This is a genomic window from Bacillus sp. FSL K6-3200 (assembly GCF_038630485.1).
GTDB lineage: Bacteria > Bacillota > Bacilli > Bacillales > Bacillaceae > Bacillus > Bacillus safensis.
Map to the genome: position 1 here is coordinate 2,169,670 of NZ_CP152032.1, position 25,934 is coordinate 2,195,603.

23 protein-coding genes and 1 riboswitch are annotated in these 25,934 nt (G+C 41.8%); of the genes, 16 read left to right on the forward strand and 7 right to left on the reverse strand.

What is annotated here, in order from left to right; genetic code table 11:
• Nucleotides 1-13 precede the first annotated feature (13 nt).
• Nucleotides 14-886 carry a metal ABC transporter permease gene (locus MHI60_RS10925; protein WP_095409566.1) on the reverse strand — a complete coding sequence of 291 codons (873 nt, stop codon included), beginning with the start codon at nt 884-886 and terminating at the stop codon, nt 14-16.
• Complete coding sequence (locus tag MHI60_RS10930) at nt 886-1,629, reverse strand: metal ABC transporter ATP-binding protein (protein ID WP_095409565.1); 744 nt, start codon at nt 1,627-1,629, stop codon at nt 886-888. The genes MHI60_RS10925 and MHI60_RS10930 overlap by 1 nt, the downstream gene beginning before the upstream one ends.
• Nucleotides 1,630-2,042: 413 nt before the next feature.
• Here MHI60_RS10930 and MHI60_RS10935 point away from each other — a divergent pair, with 413 nt between their 5' ends.
• The 7 genes from MHI60_RS10935 (at nt 2,043) to MHI60_RS10965 (ending at nt 10,514) form a co-directional block, all read left to right on the forward strand.
• Nucleotides 2,043-4,142, forward strand: a complete 2,100-nt coding sequence (locus MHI60_RS10935; RefSeq protein ID WP_342502616.1) for a heavy metal translocating P-type ATPase — start codon at nt 2,043-2,045, stop codon at nt 4,140-4,142.
• A gap of 141 nt (nt 4,143-4,283) precedes the next feature.
• Nucleotides 4,284-4,970 (forward strand): thioredoxin domain-containing protein, encoded by a 687-nt coding sequence (locus MHI60_RS10940; RefSeq protein WP_144472114.1) that lies wholly within the window; start codon nt 4,284-4,286, stop codon nt 4,968-4,970.
• The gene (locus MHI60_RS10945) at nt 4,967-5,380 is read left to right on the forward strand and encodes a disulfide oxidoreductase (protein ID WP_024423464.1); all 414 of its coding nucleotides are present in this window, start codon (nt 4,967-4,969) and stop codon (nt 5,378-5,380) included. The genes MHI60_RS10940 and MHI60_RS10945 overlap by 4 nt, the downstream gene beginning before the upstream one ends.
• A 347-nt stretch (nt 5,381-5,727) precedes the next feature.
• Nucleotides 5,728-6,339 (forward strand): trimeric intracellular cation channel family protein, encoded by a 612-nt coding sequence (locus MHI60_RS10950; protein WP_024423463.1) that lies wholly within the window; start codon nt 5,728-5,730, stop codon nt 6,337-6,339.
• 310 nt (nt 6,340-6,649) lie between these two features.
• Nucleotides 6,650-8,665, forward strand: a complete 2,016-nt coding sequence (locus MHI60_RS10955) for a Na+/H+ antiporter (RefSeq protein ID WP_111291358.1) — start codon at nt 6,650-6,652, stop codon at nt 8,663-8,665.
• A 64-nt stretch (nt 8,666-8,729) separates the two neighbouring features.
• Nucleotides 8,730-9,599 (forward strand): ROK family protein, encoded by an 870-nt coding sequence (locus MHI60_RS10960; RefSeq protein WP_144484297.1) that lies wholly within the window; start codon nt 8,730-8,732, stop codon nt 9,597-9,599.
• Nucleotides 9,600-9,668: 69 nt separating this feature from the next.
• Complete coding sequence (locus MHI60_RS10965) at nt 9,669-10,514, forward strand: aldo/keto reductase (protein ID WP_144472115.1); 846 nt, start codon at nt 9,669-9,671, stop codon at nt 10,512-10,514.
• Nucleotides 10,515-10,553: 39 nt separating this feature from the next.
• Here the strand turns inward: MHI60_RS10965 and modB are convergent, their stop codons facing one another.
• The 4 genes from modB to MHI60_RS10985 all read right to left on the reverse strand — a co-directional run bounded on the left by modB (nt 10,554) and on the right by MHI60_RS10985 (nt 14,570).
• Nucleotides 10,554-11,219 carry a molybdate ABC transporter permease subunit gene (gene modB / locus MHI60_RS10970; protein WP_144483505.1) on the reverse strand — a complete coding sequence of 222 codons (666 nt, stop codon included), beginning with the start codon at nt 11,217-11,219 and terminating at the stop codon, nt 10,554-10,556.
• Nucleotides 11,219-11,995, reverse strand: coding sequence for a molybdate ABC transporter substrate-binding protein (gene modA / locus MHI60_RS10975; protein ID WP_144483502.1), 777 nt, complete (start codon nt 11,993-11,995; stop codon nt 11,219-11,221). Before modA ends, modB begins: the two co-directional genes overlap by 1 nt.
• 115 nt (nt 11,996-12,110) lie before the next feature.
• The gene (locus MHI60_RS10980) at nt 12,111-13,961 is read right to left on the reverse strand and encodes an LTA synthase family protein (protein ID WP_144472127.1); all 1,851 of its coding nucleotides are present in this window, start codon (nt 13,959-13,961) and stop codon (nt 12,111-12,113) included.
• Between the two features lie 123 nt (nt 13,962-14,084).
• The gene (locus MHI60_RS10985) at nt 14,085-14,570 is read right to left on the reverse strand and encodes a metal-dependent hydrolase (protein ID WP_144483499.1); all 486 of its coding nucleotides are present in this window, start codon (nt 14,568-14,570) and stop codon (nt 14,085-14,087) included.
• A gap of 171 nt (nt 14,571-14,741) precedes the next feature.
• On the opposite strand from MHI60_RS10985, the gene MHI60_RS10990 reads away from it, so the two are divergent.
• The 3 genes from MHI60_RS10990 to MHI60_RS11000 all read left to right on the forward strand — a co-directional run bounded on the left by MHI60_RS10990 (nt 14,742) and on the right by MHI60_RS11000 (nt 17,293).
• Nucleotides 14,742-15,170 carry a MarR family winged helix-turn-helix transcriptional regulator gene (locus MHI60_RS10990; RefSeq protein WP_048237430.1) on the forward strand — a complete coding sequence of 143 codons (429 nt, stop codon included), beginning with the start codon at nt 14,742-14,744 and terminating at the stop codon, nt 15,168-15,170.
• 81 nt (nt 15,171-15,251) lie between these two features.
• Nucleotides 15,252-15,395: a small acid-soluble spore protein SspJ gene (gene sspJ, locus MHI60_RS10995; RefSeq protein ID WP_034280900.1), complete on the forward strand. Its 144-nt coding sequence runs from the start codon at nt 15,252-15,254 to the stop codon at nt 15,393-15,395.
• Between the two features lie 121 nt (nt 15,396-15,516).
• Nucleotides 15,517-15,695, forward strand: a riboswitch (Lysine riboswitch).
• Between the two features lie 191 nt (nt 15,696-15,886).
• Nucleotides 15,887-17,293 (forward strand): amino acid permease, encoded by a 1,407-nt coding sequence (locus tag MHI60_RS11000; RefSeq protein ID WP_144483496.1) that lies wholly within the window; start codon nt 15,887-15,889, stop codon nt 17,291-17,293.
• Between the two features lie 243 nt (nt 17,294-17,536).
• Here MHI60_RS11000 and MHI60_RS11005 read toward each other — a convergent pair whose 3' ends face one another.
• Entirely contained in the window at nt 17,537-18,478 is a 942-nt protein-coding gene (locus tag MHI60_RS11005; protein ID WP_144472131.1) for an iron-hydroxamate ABC transporter substrate-binding protein, read from the reverse strand.
• Nucleotides 18,479-18,737: 259 nt separating this feature from the next.
• Between MHI60_RS11005 and MHI60_RS11010 the strand changes: the two genes are divergently transcribed.
• From MHI60_RS11010 to uxaC, 6 genes are all read left to right on the forward strand, one after another.
• Nucleotides 18,738-19,790, forward strand: a complete 1,053-nt coding sequence (locus MHI60_RS11010; protein WP_095409552.1) for an iron ABC transporter permease — start codon at nt 18,738-18,740, stop codon at nt 19,788-19,790.
• The gene (locus MHI60_RS11015; RefSeq protein ID WP_095409551.1) at nt 19,791-20,813 is read left to right on the forward strand and encodes an iron ABC transporter permease; all 1,023 of its coding nucleotides are present in this window, start codon (nt 19,791-19,793) and stop codon (nt 20,811-20,813) included.
• 20 nt (nt 20,814-20,833) lie between these two features.
• Nucleotides 20,834-21,649 (forward strand): ABC transporter ATP-binding protein, encoded by an 816-nt coding sequence (locus MHI60_RS11020; protein WP_048237424.1) that lies wholly within the window; start codon nt 20,834-20,836, stop codon nt 21,647-21,649.
• A gap of 175 nt (nt 21,650-21,824) precedes the next feature.
• Complete coding sequence (locus MHI60_RS11025) at nt 21,825-22,547, forward strand: response regulator transcription factor (RefSeq protein WP_095409550.1); 723 nt, start codon at nt 21,825-21,827, stop codon at nt 22,545-22,547.
• A 3-nt stretch (nt 22,548-22,550) separates the two neighbouring features.
• Entirely contained in the window at nt 22,551-24,305 is a 1,755-nt protein-coding gene (locus tag MHI60_RS11030) for a HAMP domain-containing sensor histidine kinase (RefSeq protein ID WP_095409549.1), read from the forward strand.
• A gap of 135 nt (nt 24,306-24,440) precedes the next feature.
• The gene (gene uxaC / locus MHI60_RS11035) at nt 24,441-25,877 is read left to right on the forward strand and encodes a glucuronate isomerase (protein ID WP_144472133.1); all 1,437 of its coding nucleotides are present in this window, start codon (nt 24,441-24,443) and stop codon (nt 25,875-25,877) included.
• Nucleotides 25,878-25,934: the final 57 nt, after the last annotated feature.

A 25,934-nucleotide genomic window follows, 5' to 3' on the forward strand; every position in this document is an offset into this window, starting at 1 on the left:
ATATGTCCTCCTTTTACATAGACGCTTCCTTTTTTAACTGCGTTCGTTTTCGTTTAGATTTTAATGATCTCCATAGAATTCCTTGCTTTGGTGAAAAGACAAAGGCGCTGCCGAATAAAATGGTGGCGATCAGAACGATGGAAGCACCAGATGACAAGTTATACGTAAAACTAAGCCCAAGACCTACGACGGCAGAAACAGCACCGAAAAAAGCAGATAAATAAATCATGATCCATAGCCGGTCCGTTAAGAGATAAGCGGTGGCTGCCGGCGTGATCAGCATGGCAACGACAAGAATAATCCCAACGGTTTGCAGTGATGCAACGGTCACAAGGGTCAATAAGGTCATGAGAAAATAATGAATCATTCGATTCGGCAAACCGTAAACCGAAGAAATCACCGGATCAAATGAACTAATGAGCAGTTCCTTGTAGAAAACGATGACGGCTAGCAAAATAAAAATGCCGATACCAAGTGTAATCCACATATCCGATGACCGAACCGCTAGAACGTTTCCAAATAGAATATGATAGAGATCACTTGAACTTTTCAAAAATGTAATCAAAATGATCCCGATTGAGAAAAAGGCTGTGAAGACAATGCCGATGGCAGAATCATTTTTTATGCGGCTGTTTTGACTCACGTAACCGATCCCAATCGCTGTTAACACCCCAGTTAAAACGGCACCGAAGAAAAAGTTAATTCCCAGCATATAAGAGATGGCGACACCTGGCAGTACGGCGTGTGAAATGGCGTCTCCCATTAGTGCCATGCCGCGTAAAATGATAAAGCAGCCGATAACGCCGCAAATGATGCCTACCATGACAGATGTAAATAGCGCTTTTTGTAAAAAAGCATATTCAAAGAGTCCGGTTAAAAATTCCATTACACGTCTCCTCCTGCTGATTTTAAGAATGGCAGCTGTGTTTCATATGCTTCCAGCATGATCTCTGGGCGAAGGATGTCGTGTACAGGCCCTGCTTTGATGAGTTTTTTATTTAACAGAACAAGATGGCTGAAATAATCATCTGCCTTACTCAAATCATGATGGACAACCAAAATGGTTTTCCCTTCATCTCGTAATTCCTTCAAAATGCGAACCATCGTTTCTTCACTTGCCATATCAATCCCGACAAATGGTTCATCCAAACAGAAGAGCTGTGCGTTTTGCGCTAGTGCCCTTGCAAGGAAGACACGCTGCTGCTGCCCGCCGGATAACTCACCGATTTGTCTTTTAGCAAAGTCCTGCATCCCGACTTTTTCTAAACAGTGGTACGCATATGCCCGGTCTTCTTTTTTGGGACGTTTGATTAGTCCGAGCTTCGGATATGTTCCAAGTAGTACGGTATCCAGTACATGAATCGGAAACGTCCAATCTAAATCATTTCTCTGCGGTACATAGGCGATCTGTTTTCTGACTTGTTTAAAGGGCTGTTCAAAAAAACGAATATCCCCTTGGTCTTTCTCAATTAAATCCAAACATGCCTTGAGTAACGTCGATTTACCAGCACCATTTGGACCGATGATTCCTGTCATTGTCCCCTCCTGTATGGAAAGAGAGACGTTCTCTAATGCATCCTGTCCGTGATATGAGACATGAAGACGGTCGATTGTTAAAGCTTTTGACATCTCTTGCGGCCCCTTTCAATCATCATTGCACTTCCTAAAGATATATGCATAAATTAAATAATTTTGACTAAAGGATGAAATGATTCTCTAACGCTAATTTGTTTCCTTAGGGAAACTTTTATTTTATTCTAAGCGTCTGTCCTTCTTTTGTAAAGAGAAAAACTGCAAACGATCGTTTTTATGTTATGCGGGGAGCAGGGGACATGAGCTTGGATTATTGAAAATCCGTGTGACAGAATAGGACACAAAAAACCAATTATTTCTTCAGAAATGATTGACAGAAGACAAGAACTCCTCATATAATAAAGGTAATCCAATATATGAATATATGCTCATATATAAAGTTTTTGTTTTTTTAATAGGTTTCATCGATCCAGGGAACGTTACTTATCATATAGAAAAAAGGTGAGAGCATGAAAAAAATGAAGGATGAATACGTATTAAGCGGTCTTGATTGTGGAAACTGTGCACGTAAAATTGAAACAAGTGTCAGCAAAATGGATGGCGTTGAAGCTTGTTCCGTTAATTTTGCCACAGGGACATTGACTGTCACACATGCAGATAAGCAAGAAACGATGTCAAAACGTATTGAAAAAACGGTTCAGTCCATCGAACCTCATGTGAGTGTTTCACCAAAAGAAGAAGGACATCACCATGATCACGATCATGGGACAAAAAATTTAAAAGCGATTGTGCTGAAATTAGTTGGCGGTGCAGTCATTGGAACAGCAGCTTATTTTATACCAGAAGATGGCTTACTGAAATTTATCATGTTTTTCGCAGCGTATTTACTAGTCGGCGGTGATGTGGTTTTTAAAGCGCTGAAAAATATCGTGCGCGGCCAAGTATTTGATGAAAACTTCTTAATGACCATTGCAACAGCTGGCGCTTTTGTGATTCAGCAATATCCAGAGGCACTGGCAGTGATGCTGTTTTACCAAATTGGAGAGCTGTTCCAAGGGGCAGCAGTGAACCGTTCAAGACGATCCATTAGTGAATTAATGAATATTCGCCCTGAATATGCGAATCTCAAAGTAGGAAATGAAACGAAAAAAGTGAAGCCGGAAGAAGTAAAAGTAGGCGATCGTATCGTCGTGAAACCGGGCGAAAAAATTCCACTCGATGGTCTTGTCATTGAAGGCTTTTCACTCGTGGATACCTCCGCATTAACAGGGGAGTCTGTGCCGCGGGATGTAGAAGCGGGGAAAGAGGTTCTTGCAGGATTTGTGAATCAAAACGGTATTCTTGAAATTGAAGTGCAAAAAGGGCTAAGCGAATCGGCAGTGACGAAAATTTTAGATTTGGTTGAAAATGCGAGCAGCCGAAAAGCACAGACAGAAAACTTTATCACAAAGTTTGCAAAATACTATACACCGGCTGTCGTTGTATTGGCATTACTGCTTGCCTTTGTGCCGCCGCTTCTCATTCCATCAGCTCAATTGTCTGACTGGGTTTACCGGGCACTCGTTTTCCTTGTTATTTCTTGTCCTTGTGCGCTTGTCGTTTCTATCCCATTAGGATTCTTCGGGGGAATTGGGGCAGCTTCTAAACGAGGTATCCTTGTAAAAGGCAGTAACTATCTAGAAGCACTGAACTCTGTGAGCTATGCTGTATTTGATAAGACGGGCACACTCACAAAAGGAAACTTTACGGTGACCAATATCGTGACAACGAGCGATAAGTGGTCAGAAGAAGAGCTGCTTTCTTTTGCAGCTTTAGCAGAAGCCCATTCCTCACATCCGATTGCTGAATCGATTAAAACGGCATATGGTTCGCCGCTTGATGAAAGCCAGATCGAAGCATATGAAGATATTGCGGGACATGGAATTAAAGCAACCATCAGTGGTTCCCAAGTGTTAGCGGGTAATCATCGCTTGATGGAACGAGAAGGCATTTCATATGAAAAAGAAAAACGAAGCGGAACGGTTGTGTACATGGCCATTAACGGTGAGTTTGCCGGATCGATCTTGATTGCAGATGAATTGAAGGATGATGCAATTGAAGCCGTCTCTGCTCTAAAAGCATCTGGCATTCAAACAGTCATGCTGACTGGTGATGCCAAGCAAGTCGGAACAGCGGTCGCACAGCAAATTGGCATTGATGAAGTACATGCAGAATTATTGCCGCAGGATAAAGTAACGAAATTAGAAGAAATTGATCAGAAAAAAGTACCTCAAGAAAAATTATTATTTGTTGGGGACGGGATCAATGATACACCGGTCTTAGCAAGAGCAGACATAGGAATTGCGATGGGTGGACTTGGTTCAGATGCAGCGGTAGAAGCGGCTGATATCGTCATTATGACAGACCAGCCGTCAAAAGTGGCAGAAGCCATCGCTGTCGCTAAACGAACAAGAAGAATTGTATGGCAGAATATTGCATTCGCTCTTGGGGTGAAAGGTGTTTTCCTATTACTCGGTGCATTTGGGATTGCGACGATGTGGGAAGCCGTCTTCTCAGATGTCGGTGTGACTGTACTCGCTGTTTTAAATGCCATGAGGGTGATGAAATAAAATTGTAAGGAAAAATTCATGAATACCATCTTTCATAATGACCCCCCTCTTGTTAAGATAGAAGAAGTTGGATAATGGCATTTTTCTAAGCTATTATCCTTTTTCTTTTGAAGGAATGAAAAAGATAAGGTAGGTGCTTATGTGAGTAAAAAAAATAATCAATCTTCATCCATTAAATTTGCTGTCATTTTAACCATTATTGCGGCTCTTCTCATCGGAATATTCGTCGTCATTGGAAATAACAACAGCAAAGAAGCGCAAACAGTAGACAGTAAGCCTTCTATTAAAGGACAGCCTGTTATGGGGGATAAAAACGCAGCGGTGCAAATCGTCGAGTTTGGGGATTATAAATGTCCGTCATGTAAATCATTTGAAACAGACATTTTCCCAAAACTGAAAGCGGACTACATAGATAAAGGCGATGTATCATTTTCATTTATTAACTTGCCACTTCCTGTTCATGGAGATGGCGCAGTGCTAGCAGCACTAGCTTCTGAAGAAGTGTGGAAAGAAGATCCGAAAAACTTTTGGGCATTTCATGAAGCTGTCTATCAGGCACAGCCAGATAGTGAAGCCGAATGGGTCACGCCTGCTAAGCTGACGGAACTAGCGAAAAAGACAACAAAAATAAATACGGACAAGCTAAAAGATAATCTATCAAAGAAAACATATCAGCCGCAGCTGAACACTGACGATCAGCTTGTGAACCAATATAAAGTGAATGCAACACCAACTCTTTTCATTAACAACAAACAAGTTCAAAACTTTTATGACTATGATGAAATCAAAGAATTAATTGATCAAGAGCTCAAAGGGAAAAAATCATGAAGAATAAGCTTGTTTACTTATACAGTGCTTGGATCGTCTCTATTGTTGCGACGATGAGCAGCCTGTATTTAAGTGAAGTAAAGAAGTTTATCCCATGCGATATGTGCTGGTTTCAGCGCATTTTCATGTACCCGCTCGTGCTTTTACTTGGAATTGCGACATTCAGAGGCGATGTGAAAGTGAAATATTACGTTCTGCCTTTGGCTGTGATTGGTGCTTGTTTTTCTATTTATCATTATATGGAACAAAAGATACCAGGCTTTGCATCGATTCGCCCTTGCCTGAGCGGTATTCCTTGTTCCGTTGATTATTTAAACTGGTTTGGTTTTATCACCATTCCACTACTAGCCCTTATTGCATTTATTCTCATCATCATTAGTATGCTGCTGTTAAATGCAAAAGAAGATTGAAAGAGATAGCCTGCTCATAAGCGGGCTATCAGCGTGTAGACAAACCCTCGCATTCGCCCGCAGTCCTGCGCGCTGGTGCTCACGAATGTCAAATTCGCTCCGCTCCAGTACTCGTCCTTCCTAGACTTCAAAGGTTTTCTATCACGCTGAAAAGAAGACAAAGAGCTAAAATAAAGTTCATTTTAGCCCTTTGTCAACAATCTGTAGCCTGCTTATAAGCGGGCTATTTTTTATTTTTGCAAAAAGATAAAATTTAAAGAAAATTTGTATTGCTTTTCGCCTGTGTCAGATATACATTAAGGGGGTAGTGTTAGATGATTAGATAATGGTAAGGAGATAAGCGGAAAATGGCATGGGAAGTCTTAAGTATCATTGGCATTGTCGCATTCGCCATTAGTGGTGCGATTGTGGCAATGGAGGAAGAGTACGATATTCTTGGTGTGTACATTTTAGGGATTGTGACTGCATTTGGCGGTGGAGCGATTCGGAATCTATTAATTGGTCTTCCGGTTTCTGCTTTATGGTCACAGGGCAAAATGTTTACGATTGCTCTTGTATCCATTACGATTGTGTTTCTTTTTCCAAAGCTTTTGCTCAAGCACTGGAGCACATGGGGGAATTTCTCGGATGCCATCGGTTTAGCAGCGTTTGCGATTCAAGGCGCATTATTTGCTGTGCAAAGAGAACTCCCGCTCAGTGCAGTCATTGTGGCAGCCATTTTGACTGGAAGCGGCGGCGGAATTGTGCGTGATTTATTAGCAGGGCGAAAGCCGCTTGTGCTAAAAGCAGAGATTTACGCCGTATGGGCAGCCCTTGGCGGCTTATTCGTCGGACTTGGCTTAGCGCAAGGAGAGCTTGCTTTATATCTGCTGTTTGTCATCCTTGTCGTATGCAGGGTTTGTTCCTACTTATTCAAATGGCGTCTTCCCGCCAGGTCTTATTTTTTAAATAAAGGGTAAAACGAAAAAAGGGCGATTCCGCTCTTTTTTTTGTGTTTAATAAGAGCTGAATATCAGCAGATAATGGAGTTTTCGTGTAAAATAAAAGCAGGGTCTTTTGTTCATCATTTGAACAATACATATGATGAAAATTTTGTCAGCTGGCTGAATATCTGGATTCAGCCTTTTTTTGCCTAGATGGATTGTTATGTGTTGGTTTCACATTTTGCGGAATACTAAAGAAGCACTTCTGAGCGGACAGATGTAATGAACACATCTTTGCATGTAAGCAAAACTTGACGAAAAATATACATAGGAGGGACATGTACTAGTGGAGATTTTTTTGGCAGTGCTCGTACTACTAGCACTCATTGCAGTATCTAATATTATCAATCGTTTTGTCCCCTTTATTCCTATTCCGTTAATTCAAGTGGGCTTAGGAATATTGGTGGCAGCTTTTCCTTCAGGTTTACATATTTCTTTAAACCCTGAACTCTTCTTCGTTCTATTTATTGCACCGCTGTTATTTAATGACGGGAAGCGTACCCCAAGAGACGAGCTATGGAAATTAAGAGCACCAATTCTCCTTTTAGCGCTTGGTTTAGTGTTTGCGACCGTGATTGTAGCGGGATATACCATTCATTGGATGATTCCAAGCATACCGCTTCCGGCCGCATTTGCGCTTGCAGCGATTTTATCACCAACAGATGTGGTGGCAGTAAGTGCTTTATCCAGCCGTGTGAATATGCCAAAGGGCATCATGAGATTGCTGGAGGGCGAAGGGCTGATGAACGATGCGTCAGGACTTGTCGCCTTTAAATTTGCCATTGCCGCAACGGTGACGGGAGCCTTTTCAATTGCTCAGGCATCCTTTAGCTTTGTACTGATTGCCGCAGGTGGTTTATTGACTGGATTTATTCTATCCTTTTTTATCATTCGTTTTCGCTATTTTCTCCGCCGTTTAGGAATGGACGATGTCACAATGCATATCATCCTGCAAATCCTTACCCCATTTGTGATTTATTTAGCAGCGGAAGAAATCGGTGTATCAGGAATTTTAGCCGTTGTGGCTGGTGGTGTGACACATGCCATTGAGCAAGATCGAATGGAAGCGAATTTAGCCAAACTGCAAATTGCTTCATCAAACACATGGAATATTATTTTATTTATTTTAAACGGACTTGTTTTCGTTTTACTTGGATTGCAGATTCCGGATGTTTCTACAGTCATTTTCCAAGATGAAGCCTTTAACAACATGCAGGTGATTGGTTACATCTTAATTATTACACTCTGTCTCATGGTGCTGCGATTCTTATGGGTATGGCTGTTCTGGGCAGGAAATTGGAGTGCAACGAAAAAGCAAAACGTGAAAAAACCTAAGCTTCGCGCCTCGATGCTCATGACATTCTCTGGTGTCCGCGGGGCTGTGACATTAGCCGGTGCCTTCTCTATTCCATTTACGCTTGCGGACGGATCACCATTTCCAGAGCGGCATTTGATTATCTTCCTCGCAGCAGGCGTCATTTTATGTACACTCATTTTAGCCAGTGTGTTACTGCCTCTATTATCTGAGAAAAAAGACAAACAAATCGCTGTGGACTTGGATACAAAGATTCAGCATGCGAAACGGAAGCTGCTGAGAAGCGCGATTAAAACGTTAAAAGAAGGTATGAATGAGGACAACAGAGAAGTGTCTCTTGCACTCATCAATGATTACCGAATGAAGCTGAGAAATATCCAGCGTGAACCATACCAATTTGGGATGAGAAGACAAGAGCGAAAAATCAGACTGCACGGCATCAAAGCAGAACAGATGAAACTTCAACAATTAATTGATGAAGAGAAAATTGACAAGGAAGAAGCCTATGATCTGCAAGAGAGATTTCATGAGCTGGAAATGCTGTACTCAAACTCCTTCAAAATTCGCTTTTCAAAGGTGAAGTTTCTCCGCTTGCTTCAATGGCTGCAATTATGGCGGCCGAATCAGCACATTTCAAGCGGTATTTTAGAAAAAGAGGACGCGTACAAACAAATCCGTAAGAAAACGGCTGAGGCTGCGGTAGACTCGATCAAACAGCATATGACAGATGAAAACCAGCAAACGTGCCACCAAGTGATTGGTTTTTACAACCAAGTGATTTATCGCTGTGAACACGGCCCAAGCTTCTTCCAGCAAAAAGACCGTTCATTTGACCGGAAGAAAAAAGAGCTTAACTTCCAAGCTGTACAGACGATTCGAAATGAAATTCAAACCTTATATGAAGATGGTGAGATCAATCGTGATATTGCCCATCATTTAAGGGAGTATATCAATGACATGGAGGCTGTTCTGCTCACCAATACGTGATGTTGTCATCTTCTCCCTCGTGTTTTATGATGAAGAAAGAGAACGAGCAGAGGGGAGATCAATGATGGCGTATTATGGAGCAATTGAAGCTGGGGGTACAAAATTTTGTTGTGCAATCGGCAATGAGCATGGAGACATCTTAGAGGAAATGACGATTCCAACAGAGCACCCGGAGAAAACAATACAACAGCTTATTCCGTTTTTCGAGAAACATGACATTGCAGCATTAGGGGTCGGCTCCTTTGGACCCATTTGTGTTCAAAAGGACGATCCTTCACACGGTTATATCATGAACACGCCGAAAGTGGAGTGGAAGCATTACCCGTTCATTCCAGAGCTTGAGAAGCAATTAGTTGTCCCAGTATCTTTTACAACCGATGTCAATGCCGCAGCACTAGGTGAATTAACAAAAGGGGCAGCCAAAGGGCTAAGCAGCTGTTTGTATATCACGGTCGGTACAGGCATTGGCGCGGGAGCTGTTGTGAAAAATGAGCTTCTACACGGCCATTCACATCCAGAGATGGGACATATTCTGTTGAGGCAGGATGAATCGGATTCGTTTGCAGGTGTCTGTCAGGCACATGGAAATTGCTTAGAAGGACTCGCAGCTGGACCAGCGATTGAGAAAAGGTGGGGAAAACCTGCCAAAGAGCTTACGAAGGAAGAAGCGGTTTGGGCACTTGAAGCAGATTATTTAGCGCAGGCGCTCATGCAGTACTCGCTCATTTTAAGCCCAGAGCGCATCATCATGGGCGGAGGCGTCATGAAGCAAAAGCAGCTATTCCCACTCATTCGAGAGAAGCTAGCTGCTTATGTTAATAATTATGTGGACCTGCCGCCGCTTGATACATACATTGTCTCCCCTGGACTTGAGGACAAGGCTGGCATGACAGGTGCGCTGCTCTTAGCCATCGAAGCGAAGAGAAACGCCTGATAATAGAGTTTTGAAGCACAACATGAGATAATGAAAGAGATGGAATCTATAAAAAAGGTGGTTGTTAAAATGGTCAAAAGCTTGAATGATACCGTAACACTGAATAACGGAGTCGAAATGCCTTGGTTTGGTTTAGGTGTATTCAAAGTGGAGGACGGCAATCAAGTGGTAGATGCCGTAAAAGCAGCCATACGGAACGGATATCGCAGCATTGATACGGCAGCTGTTTATAAAAATGAGACAGGCGTAGGAAAAGCGATTAAAGAATCTGGCGTGAAACGAGAAGACTTATTTATTACGTCTAAAGTATGGAACACAGATCAAGGCTATGACAAAGCGCTGGCGGCGTTTGACGCAAGCTTAAACCGACTAGGTCTTGATTACTTAGACCTCTATTTAATTCATTGGCCTGGACCAAATGCAGCTACATTTAAAGAAACATGGCGCGCTCTTGAGAAACTTTATAAAGATGGGAAAGTCAGAGCCATTGGAGTCAGCAACTTCTACATTCAGCATTTAGAAGAGCTATTAAAAGATGCTGAGGTTGTTCCAGCTGTGAACCAAGTTGAGTTTCATCCGAAACTGACACTTGTTGAACTGCGTCAATATGCAAAGGAAAAAGGCATTCAAATTGAGGCATGGTCTCCGCTGATGCAAGGGAAACTATTAGATCATGACGTATTGAAAGACATTGCTGCACGGTACAACAAATCTGTTGCTCAAGTCATCTTGCGCTGGGATCTGCAAAGCGGTGTCGTGACAATTCCTAAATCAATCAATGAAGAACGCATTAAACAAAATGCAGACATCTTTGACTTCGAGCTTTCCAAAGAAGACATGGAAAAAATCGATGCATTAAACAATAACGAACGTGTCGGCTCGAATCCAGAGACGATGACGGTTGGGTTTGAATAAATAAAAAAATCCTCTTTCTCATGTGAGAAAGGGGATTTTTTACGTACTGCTTCGTCGCACAGCCAAGAGCATGATAAAAGATAAGATCACAATACAAATCGTCCACGCCCAAGCAAGCTCCATTCTTCCAGAATCAATCGCTACATAGATAGCAGTTGGGAGTGTTTGGGTTTTTCCTGGGATGTTGCCGGCAAACATTAAGGTCGCCCCGAATTCTCCAAGGGCTCTAGCGAAACTGAGGATGCTGCCTGACAAGAGGGAAGGCAGGGCAAGTGGTACAGTAATATAAGCAAAGACTTGGAATGAATGAGCACCATCTACTTTTGCAGCCCCTTCAATGTCTGACTCAATCGTAGAAAATCCAGCTTTTGCAGATTGATACATAAGCGGGAATGCCACAACCGTCGATGCAATAACTGCCGCCCACCATGTAAAAATGACAGGCTGGTGGAAGATCCACTCAATCGCGCCCCCGATTATGCTATGCCTTCCGAATATGACGAGCAATAAAAACCCTACAATCGTTGGCGGGAGGACAAGCGGCATCATCAAGAGCGTTTCTACGATCATTTTCCCTTTAAATGATGTTCGCGCCATCCAATAACCAATCAATGTACCAAAAACAGTTGCCAGTAGTCCGCTCACAACGGCAACTTGCACAGACAGCCAAATGGGAGATAGGAATTCTTCAGTCAGCATGGGCATTATGTCACTTGAAAGCCGTACTTTTTAAAAATGGATTTGGCTGTTTCTGATTGAAGAAATTCAAAAAAGGACTTGGCTTCTTCTAAATGTTCTGTCCCTTTTACGATCCCTACTGGGTAAATGATCGGGGAATGCATATCCTGATTGGCTTCAGCTGCAATCTTTACTTTTTTGGAAACGAGGGCGTCTGTTTTATACACAACACCCGCTTCCACATTTCCTGTTTCTACGTAGTTTAAAACCTGTCGCACATCCTTGCCGTACACAGCGTTCTTTTTCACTTGATCCCAGATGTTCAGCTTTGTGAAAATTTCTTTGCCGTATGTACCAGCAGGAACGGATTCAGGTGTGCCAAGAGCAACTTTTCCTTTTATGTGCTGGACGTCTTGAAAGCTTTTAATAGAGGAAGAATGATCTTTTGGCACAATGAGTACAAGCTCATTTTGGATGGCATCCTTGATAAAATGTTGATCGATGTCTCCAGATTGCACAAGCTCATCAAAGGGCGCTTCAGCTGCAGAGAAAAAGAGATCCGCTTTTGCCCCTTGAGCGATTTGCTGCTTCAATGCGCCGGATGACCCGAAATTATTTGTTAATGTCACATTCGGATGCTCATCGTTAAAGGCAGATTCAATTTCTATAAGTGCATCCTGAAGACTTGCCGCTGCTGAAATGACAAGCTCTGTTTTTTTGCTTGTATCCGATGACTTCATCTCTGTTTGACACCCGCTCAGGAGCAAGCAGATGGAGATGAAGGCGAAGAACGCATACTTCATGTTCACACCTCTTATTATTCAATATCATCTGTATCCTTTATTATAAGCAAACTTATTTGACCATTCATAGGCTTTCAGTAAAAAGAGAAAAGAAAAAGCCGCCAGATGGCGACTTTTAATGCTGATAAAAACGCAGCAAATTCCCATTGATCACTTTGTCTGATAAGGAAAGCTCTTTATTGGCTTTTTCGATATAAGGCTGACATACCTCATCCTGTTCAACAGGTTCTTTTGTTTTTTGATCATAGCAGGTGTTCTTTGTATAGAGATAATCATCAGTAATAAAGTTCCCGTTTCTCAAAACAGCAAAAGGCGTCCGTTCGTTTGAAAATAAGTCATTGCCAAATTGAATGGCATCCTTCGTTTCAATACCGAGTAAGTGCAGGAGTGTCGGTTTCACGTCGATTTGCCCAGCTGTTTCAGAAATTGTCTGCGGTGCTTGATCTGTGACTCCCGGAATGTAAATTAAAAAGGGCACCCGCTGCAATTTAACAGCGTCATACGGTGTGATCTCATCTTTTTTGAGCAGCTCTGCCATTGCCTGATGATGTGCCTCAGAAATACCATAGTGATCCCCCATGAGAACAAACATTGTATTGTCATACAGTCCTTCTTCTTTCATGCGGTCAAAAAATGTCTTAATGGCTTCATCCTGATAGCGGACAGTCGTCACATAGCGGTTTAAAATGGCGCTGGACGAATCATATTCATCAATCAATTGATCCTTTGGATCGATTTCAAATGGAAAGTGATTGGTCAAGGTAATAAATGTGCTGTAATAAGGCGCCTTCAACTTTTTTAAATAATCAATGGATTGGTCAAAGAAGTCGATATCCTTTAAGCCCCAGCCAGTTGAATTCTGTTCATTGACCTGATATGAATCGACATCATAAAAACGGTCAATTCCAAACGATTCATACATCACATCACGATTCCAAAACGTTTTATTATTCGCATGAAATTGGACGGATTGATAGTTCTCTTTTTTCAACTGCTTATATAACGTGTCATATTCGTTGTCACTCGCTGTAAAAAAGACAGCGCCGCTGCTAGATGGGTAGAGGGAATTTGCGACAATAAACTCTGAATCCGACGTCTTTCCTTGCTCAGTCTGTTGATAAAATTCATCAAAATAAAAACTCTTTTTAGCGAGTTGATTTAAAAAGGGCGTGATGTATTGTCCATTCACCTTTTGATCAACGACAAATTGCTGTGTTGATTCGAGTGAAATGAACACCACATTCTTACCTTTAGCAAGTCCAAAGTACTCTTCGTTTGGTGCACTGTAATCAGCCTTTGTGTAGTTTGCTACGGTTGAAAGTGTATCTTCATCTGCAAAGGCTTTTTGTCCGATTCGCGCTGTTTGGGCAGCGCCGTCATACAGGTGGAACTGGAACAGCCCAAGGTTTCGTACAATCACTTCTCGATCATAAGAGCTTGTCAGAAAGCGAGGGTGATCCATCATGGCTGAACTGACATGAAACAATAGAAAGCTGCAGCACACGGCATAATATGTTTTGATCGTCTTGAAGGATGCTTTTGGTGCTAAAGGTTTACGCTTTAACAGCCATGCCAGTACTACGAAATCAATGAGCATCAGCAAAAACAGCGGGTGGAACAATTCCGTCATACTGCTGCCCATATCTCCCATGTTTTTCGCTTGGAATAATACAGGGATCGTAATGAAATCAATATAAAATCCATAAAAGATCGTATTCGATATGAGAATCGCCGTCAAAATAAAATTTGCGGTCAATAAAAAAACCTTTTGCTTCGTTTCATTTAAAAAAAGAGCAATCCCAAACAAAGGGAGCAAAAAGCTAAGTGGATTGATCAAAAGCAGCCATTCATGAAACAGATTGGCCGTTCGTATGTGAAATCCGAATTGATAAATGATGTATGTTTTCATCCACATGAAGAGGATGGAGTACACTAAAAACCAGTGATTTTTGAAGAACGCTTTCATTTATGTAGCTCCTCACCATTCTGTATTCAGCTGCAAGGTAAAAACACTTATCTTAAACCTACTAAAAAAATGAGGAATGATCAATTCATATCCTGTCTTTTTCGGAAAACTCTTTTTGATTCATTAGAATGGGATGGATATGCCGCAGATGACAGCGATGTAATAGCAGGTAACGACGGTGAGAGCAGCTAGTACGACTTGTTCTCCTGCGCTGCCTGTTTTGACATAGAAGGGAAGGCGGACTTTAATGGAAGCTGGAAATAAAAATTTAATCCCGTTCACTGTTCCTGCATCCAGGATGAGATGGCTTGCCATCCCGACTAGTAAACCGATACTTAGGCTGTCATTTGGAATGTATGTTGTCGCTAGAAAATAAATGATCAGCAAAAATAATAAACTGTGTGTAAACGTGCGATGACCAAACACACTGCTGATCAGTGTCGAGAGCAGAGGGAATTTTCTGCCGATTTTACTTTTTGTATGGCAAAGGTCAGGGATCAGGGCACCAACTGATCCAGCAGCAGCCATCGTCACTGGGTCAAATCCATAATAGTAGGCAACGGCTGTGGAGGCGGCAACTCCGCCCATGATGTGTGTTTTTCCTGTCATGATGCGTACTCCTGTTCTATCTTTAGTTCAAGTACTCACTATATCAAGGGTGGATTCATTCAGCAAGGCTTATTTCTAAAGAAAAAAAGGCCAAAAGGGTTGGCTGAATGGAAAAACATTCTATAATAAGGGGGAAGTCATGTTGATACTAACGATAAGGATGCGATTCGGATGGGTAATGCAGACATTTTAAAAGAAATTGTTCTTGTACATTATGAAGTCAGCCGTAAATTAAACCGCAAGTTACTTGAGTTAGAGAAAGACATCACGCCACCGCAGATATATGCTCTTTCTATTTTGATACAAGGCAAAGTATCACATGCCGAAGAGCTGAAGCAAAGACTCTCTTTAAACCCTGGTGCAGCCTCTATTGCACTCAATAAATTATGTGAGCAGGGTTATATTCAAAGAGAACGGGACAAGGACGATTCGTCACTTGTCCGTTTAGAAGTCACAGAAAAAGGACTGGCCATTTATGAAAAGCATACGCGTCTTTTCGGAAAGGTGATTCAGCATATGATGTCAGACTTCACAAAGGATGATTTAAAAACCTTTCTGACGTACTTGCAAAAAATGAGACAGACCTTTCATGATGATTGAGCCTCTTCCTTTGTATAATGCTGAGCGCTGTAGCGCAAATTAAACAGGCAACCGCATTATATGAAAAGGGAGGAAACAGCGATGTCATTTTTCCAAAAGGATAAAAAGGCGAAAAGTGAGAAAGACCATCAGCAGGTAGATCAGCTGTTAGAGGAAGCAAGTAAAGAGCTAGCAGGCGATCCGCTTCAGGAAGCTGTACAAAAGAAGAAAAACAACCAACAATAAGCAGGTAAAGGGCAGAGAAACAGTTCTCTGCCTTTTTTCTATGTTTTTCCCTTTGACAGATGTGAGAATGTTTGATAACCTTCGTGTAGTAAAAATGAATAGAAATCCTCACGCTATGTCTCAGTGAGGTAGAGGTTGCGCGGATGATGAGTCACTCATAGGAGAGATGGAATCGTAGATCATGAGAAAAAAGGCATCAGCGCCGAAGTGTAGAGAGAGCTCCAACTTTCTTTATGCTGGGTCTGCATTGAATAAATGCAGGACTGCCACGTCTTTGAAGCGTGGAGGGCTATCCGGAGATCAAGGTGTATGTTTTGAAAAGCATGGACTTTTGTTCAGGCTTTTTTTTATGTTCTGAGTAACAAAAATAAGGGTATGCTGTTAAAAAGTAATCCATGATGAACATAAAGAATGCAAGTCATTGCTTCACAAATATATCAATGTAGATACTGCCGGGTCTGGTCCAAAGTGAATAAAACGGAGGTACGGAAATGGAACAGACAAAAAAATGGGGTTTTTGGTTATTGACGGCCTTTGTCGTCGGAAATATGGTAGGTTCAGGCATCTTTATGTTGCCAAGTACGCTTGCCCAGCACGCAAGTCCTTTAGGTGTGACGATGGCATGGCTTGTCACAGGCGGCGGTGTGCTGATGATTGCGCTTGTATTTGGGCATTTGTCCATTCATAAGCCGAAGCTGACAGCTGGACCACAAAGTTATGCAAGGGCGCTTTTTAAAGATCCGAAAAAAGGGAAAGCGGCCGGTTTTACAATGGTTTGGGGATATTGGGTGGCAAGCTGGATTAGTAATGTCGCGATTATTACAAGCCTTGCTGGTTATTTAACAACTTTTTTCCCTATTCTCACAGTGAAGACTGAGGTTTTTACCTTTGGAAAAGAAGCGGTCACACTTGGACAGCTCATGACGTTTATCGTATGTACCCTTCTTCTATGGGGAACACATACCATTTTAATCACAAGCTTAAGTGCTGCAAGTAAATTGAATTTTATTACGACCTTTTCAAAGGTGCTTGGTTTCGTCCTTTTTATTGTTGCGGGATTATTTGCATTTCAAACGGCATTATTTGAACATTATTATTTCCCAGTTGAAACAGGCGGAGAAGGAGTGCTCGGACTTGGAGGCCAAATTCATCATGCGGCTATTTCCACACTATGGGCATTTATTGGAATTGAATCAGCTGTCATTTTATCAGGAAGAGCATCCTCACAGCGCGATGTGAAACGTGCGACGATTACAGGTCTTTTAATCGCACTTTCGATCTACATGATTATCACATTGATTACAATGGGTGTTCTGCCGCACGATCAATTGCAAGGCTCTGACAAACCATTCGTGGATGTGCTTCAGCTTATTATTGGGCCAGCTGGCGGAATTGTCATGGCACTGCTTGCGATTATTTGTTTGTTTGGCTCGATGCTTGGCTGGATTTTACTCGGTTCAGAAGTACCGTATCAAGCAGCAAAGGCTGGTGATTTTCCAGCAGTGTTTGCAAAAACAAACAAAAAAGGAAGTCCTGCTTTCGCTTTGACTGTTACAAATATTATGTCACAGCTGTTTATCTTCTCTGTGATGTCACGTACGATCAATGAAGCTTTTACCTTTTTAACCACATCAGCGACACTTGCGTATCTTATTCCGTATATTGTGTCTTCAATCTACAGCTTTAAGGTCATTATGCAAGGTGACACGTATGAGCTTCAAAAAGGAAATCGAACAAGAGACGGCATTATTGCACTTGTTGCGATGGGGTATTCGGCTTGGGTCATTATTTCAGGAACAGCCGACTTGAAAACTTTTGGTCTTGGAATCGGTCTATTTTTAGTAGGTATTTTGCTTTATCCATTGATGTCAAAAGGCTTTGCCAAAGAAACGGCATAAGATAAGGAAGACGTTTCTCCATTTCTGGAGAAACGTTCAGCGTGTAGACAAACCCTCGCATTCGTTGTCAGGTCTGCGCTCCGGTGCTCACGAATGTTCAATTCGCTCCGCTCCGGTACTCGTCCTTCCTAGACTGCAAAGGTTTTCTATCACGCTGAAAAGAAGACAAAGGGCTAAAATAAAGCTCATTTTATCCCGTTGTCAATAATTTGGACGTTTCTCCATTTCTGGAGAAACGTTTTTTTATGATGCAGATGTCAATCGGTCCACAATAAACTCTAGCTGACCTTCTAGTGACACTGGATCATTAAAGAAGTAACCGACTGGATCTATTTCAAATACACGTTTATTTTTTACGGCAGGAAGTGATGTCCAAATGCTGCTTTGATACACTTGGTCTCCTTTACTTTTTGAACCGCTCCATGGACCTGTGAAAATATAGTCGCCTGCGAATTCTGGCAGCTTCTCAAGAGAAATATTTGCATAGCCGACACCGCTGTCGATCGCTTCTTTTTGGACGGCCTTCGGTGCTTTCAATTTCAACTCGTCATAAATGATTTCGCCCCCGCGGCCAAAAGTGTTTCCGAAGATATAAATACCTTTATCAAATGGCGATACGATCGAGACCGTTTTGCTGCCGACAGCTTTGGTGACCTTTGGTTTCACCTCAGCAATTTTGGTATCCCATTTCGTGATCCATTCCGTTGCTTTTTTCGGTGTACCTGTCATTTTACCGAATTCTTTTAGCTGGTCTTTGAAAGAATATTGGTTGTATTTAACCGCTACAGTTGGGGCGATTTTTTTGTATTGATCAAACTTCTCATCTTCTCCCCAAGCAATAATCATATCTGGCTTCAAAGCGGCTACCTTTTCGACTGATGGAGTCCTTCCAAGATTTTCGACGCCATCTGTTTTCCCTTTATAAAAAGGATTTTTAAAGATGGGTGATGTTGTAGCAACCGGCGTCTTGCCGAGTGTGACGAGGTCCCCGTAATAGCTTTCTGCAAGAAGCACTATTCGTTTCGGATTTTTCGGAAGCTTCACTTCACCTTTGGCATCCTGATATGTCATCATGTCATTCTTTTTCGCTGCTGCAGATTGTTTATTTGAAGTGCTGCCGCAAGCGGCTGTAAAGATCATAAGGATGGATAAAGAAATCAAAAGAAATCCAGTTCGTTTTTTCACAAAAATTCTCTCCTATTCACTTTCCCTTGATAATGATTCTCATTTTCGATTTCATCGTAACATGATAGGAATAAAAATGCATCGGCTAATTTAGAACCAAAAGAAAAATGATGAAATTCTCACAGTTTTTTGATGAAAATAAAGAAAATTATCAGAACAATGATTTCAAAAAGAAAAGAAAGTGATATACTAGACTTCGAGATTGATAATCATTATCACTAATAGAGAATAGACATGAACGGAAAGGAAGAGACTGGTTTTGGGCTCACAATCGAATAAACAGCTGCCAGCCAGCGATGATACGATCGATATTGTCACGAAGCCTTTTGGAACAGCAGCTGTTATCATCATAGGAATCATCGCTTTAGCATTTGGTCTTTTTTTATCGGTATCATTAGGAGCGGCAAACATTCATCTACAGACTGTATGGGAAGCCGTTTTTCATTTTGATTCACATCAAACTTCACATCAAATCATTCGAGAATTGAGGCTGCCGCGTACAGTTGGAGCTGCCCTCGTCGGTGCCTTTTTAGCCGTATCAGGTGCCATTATGCAAGGAATGACAAGAAATGCGCTTGCGTCACCTGAGATTATGGGTGTGACAAATGGCTCCGCATTTGCAATTGCCATTGCATTAGCATTTTTCCCTGGCCAATCTTCTTTTACATTAATTCTTTGGTCATTTGTTGGAGCCGCACTCGGTGCCTCGATTGTATTTGGTGTCGGTACTATGTCAAAAGGGGGACTGACCCCGGTAAAGCTCGCACTGGCTGGTACGGCAGTTGGAGCACTTTTGAGCTCCATTTCCTCAGCCATTGCCATCCGTTTTGACGTCGCTCAAGATATGAGCTTTTGGTATGCTGGCGGAGTGGCAGGTGTGAATTGGAGCAACATTCATATCATCATCCCAGTTGCCATTGCAGGACTAATCATTGCAATGATCCTTGCCCGCTCGATCACGGTTCTGAGCTTAGGTGAAGAACTGGCGAAAGGACTTGGACAGTATACGAAAACGGTCAAGGTGCTTGGTATATTGGTTGTTATCCTTTTAACGGGTGCTGCCGTGTCGGTAGCAGGCTCTATTGGTTTTATCGGGCTTGTGATCCCTCATGTCACTCGATTCTTGGTCGGAGTGGACTATCGATGGATTATCCCATGCTCCGCTATTTTAGGTGCCATTTTATTAATTTATGCAGACATTGCTGCAAGGCTGGTCAACGCTCCGTTTGAAACGCCAGTCGGTGCCATTACTGCGATTATAGGCGTTCCTTTCTTCTTATATTTAGCTAGACGTGAAAGGAGCGGAATTTAAATGGAAATGGTGCAGCAAGCAAAGAAAAAGAAATATCAACGAACGATGCTCATGATCTTTTTCGCGATCGTAGCTGTGTTCCTCATTAGTTTAAATACCGGAGAAATTAGGATCTCTCCGATGGATACATTGAAAACCCTTTTTGGATTCGGAAGTGAAATGGATGAGCTCGTATTATTCGAGTTCAGGCTTCCAAGAATGGTCATCGCTTTACTTGTCGGCGCTTCTATCGCTGTATCAGGAGCGATTTGGCAAGGTGTTTCACAAAATGGTTTAGCTGACCCAGGTATTCTCGGTGTCAATGCCGGTGCTGGCTTTGCCGTTGTGCTATTTATCTTTGCATTTCAAGGCGCGATGACGAATTTAGGTGATTTTACGATTTTTGTACTGCCGCTTTTCGCGTTCGTAGGTGCAGGCTTTGCTGCATTTCTCATCTATGTGTTAGCGTGGAAAAAAGGCATCACACCTGTTCGATTGATTTTAACTGGTATTGGTGTGAATGCTGCGTTTTCAGCAGCGATTGTGGTCATTCAATTGAAGATGAGCCCTAATGACTTTAACCAAGCCATCGTGTGGTTATCTGGAAGCATTTATGGCTCGAGCTGGACATACGTCTTATCTGTTCTGCCATGGATGCTGATTTTCCTTATATTAGCGCTTGTCAGATCACGCTACTTAAACATTATGAATTTAGGTGATCAGCTGTCCTATGGATTGGGCATTTCTGTTCATAAAGAAAGAAGCCTTCTCATGCTGATTGCCGTTGCATTAGCAGGTGCGAGTGTTGCTGTTGCAGGAAGTATCTCTTTCCTAGGATTAGCCGCACCGCACTTGGCGAGAAAGCTTGTTGGGCCAAAGCATCAAGGAATGATACCGGCCTCCGCGTTGATTGGCGCGCTGTTATTATTACTGGCAGATACACTTGGCCGCGTCATACTTGCACCATCAGAAGTGCCAGTTGGCCTTGTCGTTTCTGCTCTAGGCGCACCTTACTTCATTTACTTATTGATGAAATCGAACTAATGAGGAAGGAGAGACAACATATGAAATCGCTCGAAACAGAAAAGCTTTGTATCGGTTATCAAGACCGTTTGATTGTAGAAGATTTGAATGTCAGTATCCCAAAAGGCAAGGTGACAACACTGATTGGACCGAATGGCTGCGGGAAATCAACCATTTTAAAAACGATGTCTCGTATTATGAAGTCCAATCGAGGAGCTGTTTACTTAAATGGCCAGGCCATCCATGAGACGCCGACAAAAGAAATTTCAAAACAAATGGCGATCTTACCGCAAACGCCCGAAGCACCAAGTGGATTGACAGTGTATGAGCTCGTGTCATATGGACGTTTCCCGCATCAAAATGGGTTTGGCCGCTTATCAAATGAAGATAAACGAATCATTAGATGGGCACTTGAAGAAACGGGAATGATCGCTTTTCATGATCGGCCAATTGAAGCACTTTCAGGTGGACAGCGTCAGCGTGTATGGATAGCGATGGCACTTGCTCAGGAAACAGAGCTGCTCCTATTGGATGAACCTACGACGTATTTGGATCTTGCACATCAGCTCGAGATTCTTCAACTGTTAGAACGTTTAAATAGAGAGCAGGGCCGAACTGTGTTAATGGTCATTCATGATTTGAATCATGCGGCGCGTTTTTCACATTACATGATTGCCCTCAATCAAGGGAAAGTGATAAAAGACGGTACGCCACATGAGGTCATGACCAAAGAGGTACTCAGTCAGGTATTCCATATTGATGCAGAAATTGTGCTTGATCCTAGAACGAATAAACCGATCTGTTTAACATATGACTTAATGAATCATGAACGAAAGCTAGAAGCTGTGAATGGATAATAGATGTAAAGGAACTCGGTGCAGCTGCCGGGTTTTTTTGCGTGTTTGAAAATTCCTGATGCTGCTATTTTCTCCAATTGATATTTTTTCGCTTTTATGCAGAAAAGAGGTACTTTTTTACTTTAGACAATGGTAATATACGGTTAGAGATCATAGCTAGAAAGGAAAGAGATGCGTGGAAACAGCAAAAATATTGATTGCAGATGACGAAGAAGCAATTGTGAAAATGGTTGAACGCGTATTAAAAAAAGAAGGATTCAAGCATATTTATAAAGCCTACCATGCAGATGAAGCATTAGATGTTGTCAAAAACGAGGACATCCACCTTTTACTTCTAGATGTGATGATGCCCGGTAAGTCTGGCTTTGACGTTCTGCCTGAAATCAGAAAATTAACGAAAGCGCCTATTTTCTATTTAACTGCAAGAACGTCTGATGTCGATAAACTAACGGGCTTTGCGCAGGGGGCAGATGATTATATCACGAAGCCATTTAACCCGCTTGAGTTAGTGGCTAGAATTAAGGCTCACCTAAACCGAACATATATCTCCTTACAGGAGGAGCAAGAAGATACTCAAAGCCAATATCATTATGCCCATTTCTCCTATCATCCTCATGCAGCCGAATTGAAAGTAAGAGGAGAGGTGACGGCATGCTCTGCTCAGCTTCTTTCTTTGCTGAAGTACTTTTGTGACCATCCGAATGTAGTTCTTTCAAAAGATCAAATCTATGAGAAAGTATGGGGCGTCCCATCATATGGTGATAACAACACTGTCATGGTTCATATTCGAAAGCTGAGAGAAAAGATCGAATTAGATCCGAGTCAGCCCGAATATATTGTGACGATCCGTGGTATGGGATATAAATTTATACCACACCCTGCAAAGGTCCTTCAATAATTTATGAATTTACGATCAAAACTTTTCTTTCACTTTGTCGGACAAATGTTTATTGTGATTGCCATTCTGACGATCGGGCAGACGTTCTCTGATAATTTATATTTAACAAAACAATACGAGAACATGGCTGAAACCGGTTTAACAAAAGCTGATGGAGATACACTCATGAGCTGGCTTTATTTTAACGAGGATGGAAAAATGGAAGCCGACGATCAGCTCAAGCAAGCAGTGAAAAAACGAGACGGCTGGCTGCAAGTGATTGATTCGAAAAAGAATAACGTTTATAGTTATCACCGGCCTAAATCCATTCCAACATCCTATCAAAAGGATGAAATGATCAAGATCTTTGAAAAAAAAGAATTCAAAGATTACAAGATGTACTTCTGGCCAATTGAGATTGATCAAGAAAGCTTTATTGTGTTATATGGGTTCAAAACGAACAGCACAAAGGTAGCCAATTATCTGAAACAGCACGAGAAAAATTTGGCTGCATTATCTCAGTATTCGGTTGAAACGAAAGAATTCCTGAAGAGAATGAACGGATCGGTTCATCTGTTCAATGAAGAAGGGAAATATTTAAAAGGCATTCGAGCCAACACCAGTTTGAAACATGATGTAACAGATGTTGAATTGCTCAAGTATCAATCGAAGCCTTGGGAGTTTAGAAGTGACCTCACTTATATAAAAGTGAATAAAAAACTGTATATCATCGTTTCAGTACCAAATAAAGTATACAGCCCAGACGAGCTATACGATAAAGAGACAGACGCTTTAAATCAATATACAACCATCTTAATTGCAGGTCTTGCACTCACTATTATTATTGTCATGACATTATGGTATTCGTATCGCTATGGGCTGCCAATTTATCACATTATTCGCTGGCTGATTTTCTTATCAAAAAATAAATTGCAGGAACCAACAAATAGAAAGGGAATTCCAGTCAGTAAAAATAAAAAAGGCCGTATTAAGCGGGAATACCGTTTATTTGAGGATATTCTAAAAACAATGGATCAGCTCACACATACGTTAAAAGAGAACGAAGCAAACCGAAGAAAAATTCAAACCACAAGGGAAGAATGGATTGCAGGATTGTCTCATGATTTGAAAACGCCTCTAAGTACGATTTACGGCTATGGACTCATGCTTGAATCCGATCAATATCAATGGTCCAAGGAAGAAGTCATGGAAATGGGACAGGTGATTCGTGAGAAATCAGAATACATGTCGACACTAATCGAGGATTTAAACCTCACATACCGATTGAAGAATGGTGCCCTGCCTATTAATCGGAAACCGGTCGAACTCAGTGAATTTTTAGCTTCCATTATGGACGAGTTTTCAAGAAGCTCCTCATCTGAGGATTATCCATGCTCCTTTGAAGATCAAACAGATGGTGTCATATTTGAGATCGATAGAGCCTGGTTCAGACGAGTGATTGAGAACCTGCTGGCGAATGCAGTGAAGCATAACGAAAAAGGCACTCATATTACAGCTGTTTTATCTGAAACAGATGAAGAAGTTCGGATCGAAATGAAAGACAATGGCCGCGGAATGGCACAGGAAACGGTGGAGCACCTATTTAACCGCTACTACAGAGGGACAAATACAAATGATCCAACGAACGGAACAGGACTCGGGCTTGCGATAGCAAAAGAGCTTGTCTTGCTGCATGACGGTGATATTCAAGTTGAAAGTGAACTAGGCACTGGAACAACTATTGCGATTATCCTAAAAAAATCATCACCTGTAAAATAGCCAAAAAACGATTTTCTTTTCTAAAGGAGATCGTTTTTTCCTGTTTCAGGATTGAAATTGAATTTGTAAACGGTTACAATAAAATTGTTAACGTGAACAAATCATTTTTATCTATAAGAGAGATGGGGGAGTTTGATGAAAGCCTTTTTAGATGAGCATTTTTTACTCAACAGTCAAACGGCGGAAAAGCTATACCATGAGTTTGCAAAGGACCTTCCAATTATAGATTACCATTGTCATTTAAGCCCCAAAGAAATCTATGAAAATAAAACCTTCCATAATATCACCGAAGCATGGCTTTACGGAGATCATTATAAATGGCGTGCCATGAGAGCAAATGGCATACCCGAATCGCAAGTCACAGGGGATGCCTCAGATTATGAGAAATTTCTGGCGTGGGCGAAGACCGTTCCCATGACCATTGGAAATCCGCTCTATCACTGGACTCATTTAGAGCTGAGACGATATTTTGGTGTAGAAGAACTTTTAAACGAAAAAACCGCACACATCATCTGGCAGAAAGTAAATGAAAAGCTGCAAGGAGAGGGTTTTGGTGCAAGAGACTTCATTGTGAAATCGAACGTTGAAACAGTCGTGACAACAGATGATCCAGTCGATTCGCTTGACTATCATCAAAAACTGCGGGAAGAAGGATTCACTGTGCAAGTGCTTCCCGGATTTCGGCCTGATAAGGCACTCGATATAACGAATCATCTATTTGCAGCGTATGTTTATGAACTGGCAGAGGCCTCATCTACTTCAATACAATCCTATCAAGACTTTTTGACAGCACTCCTCGCAAGAATTGATTTTTTCCATGAACAGGGCTGCTTGATCTCAGATCATGCTATTAACGAAATGACGTTTGAAGAAACGACGGAAGAAGAAGTGGAAGCCATCTTCCATAAAAGAATGTCTGGGCATTCATTGACGGAAAAAGAGAAGATCAAATTTAAAACACAAACATTTATTCAGCTAGGTCAGGCTTACTATGAGCGGGGCTGGACGATGCAGCTCCATATCAATGCGCTTAGGAACAACAATACGAAAATGTTTGAACGGCTTGGACCAGATACAGGGTATGATGCGATGAATGATGAAGACATTGCCAAGCCGCTTTGCCGAATATTGGATCGTTTAGAACAAAAACAGGCACTGCCAAAAACCATTCTCTATTCCTTGAATCCTCGGGATAATGTTGTGATTTCAACATTGGCTGGAAGCTTTCAAGACGGGACGACACCTGGGAAGATCCAGCATGGTACAGCTTGGTGGTTTAATGATACGAAACAAGGGATGACAGAGCAGATGATGGCTCTATCAAGTATTGGGCTGATCAGCCGTTTCATTGGGATGCTGACAGATTCACGAAGCTTTCTTTCGTATACAAGGCATGAATATTTTCGAAGACTGTTTTGCGATATCATCGGAGATTGGGTAGAAAAAGGAGAAGTCCCTTATGATCTTGAGCTGTTAGGGGGAATCGTGAAAGGAATCAGCTATGAAAATGCCAGACAGTATTTCCAATTTGACCGGGCAAAGCAGCTTAAGCATCCAAACAAGATGACATGAAGAAAATGAAAGCGGTTTTATGATAAGATGGTAAAAAATCATAAAAGGCGGAAATAG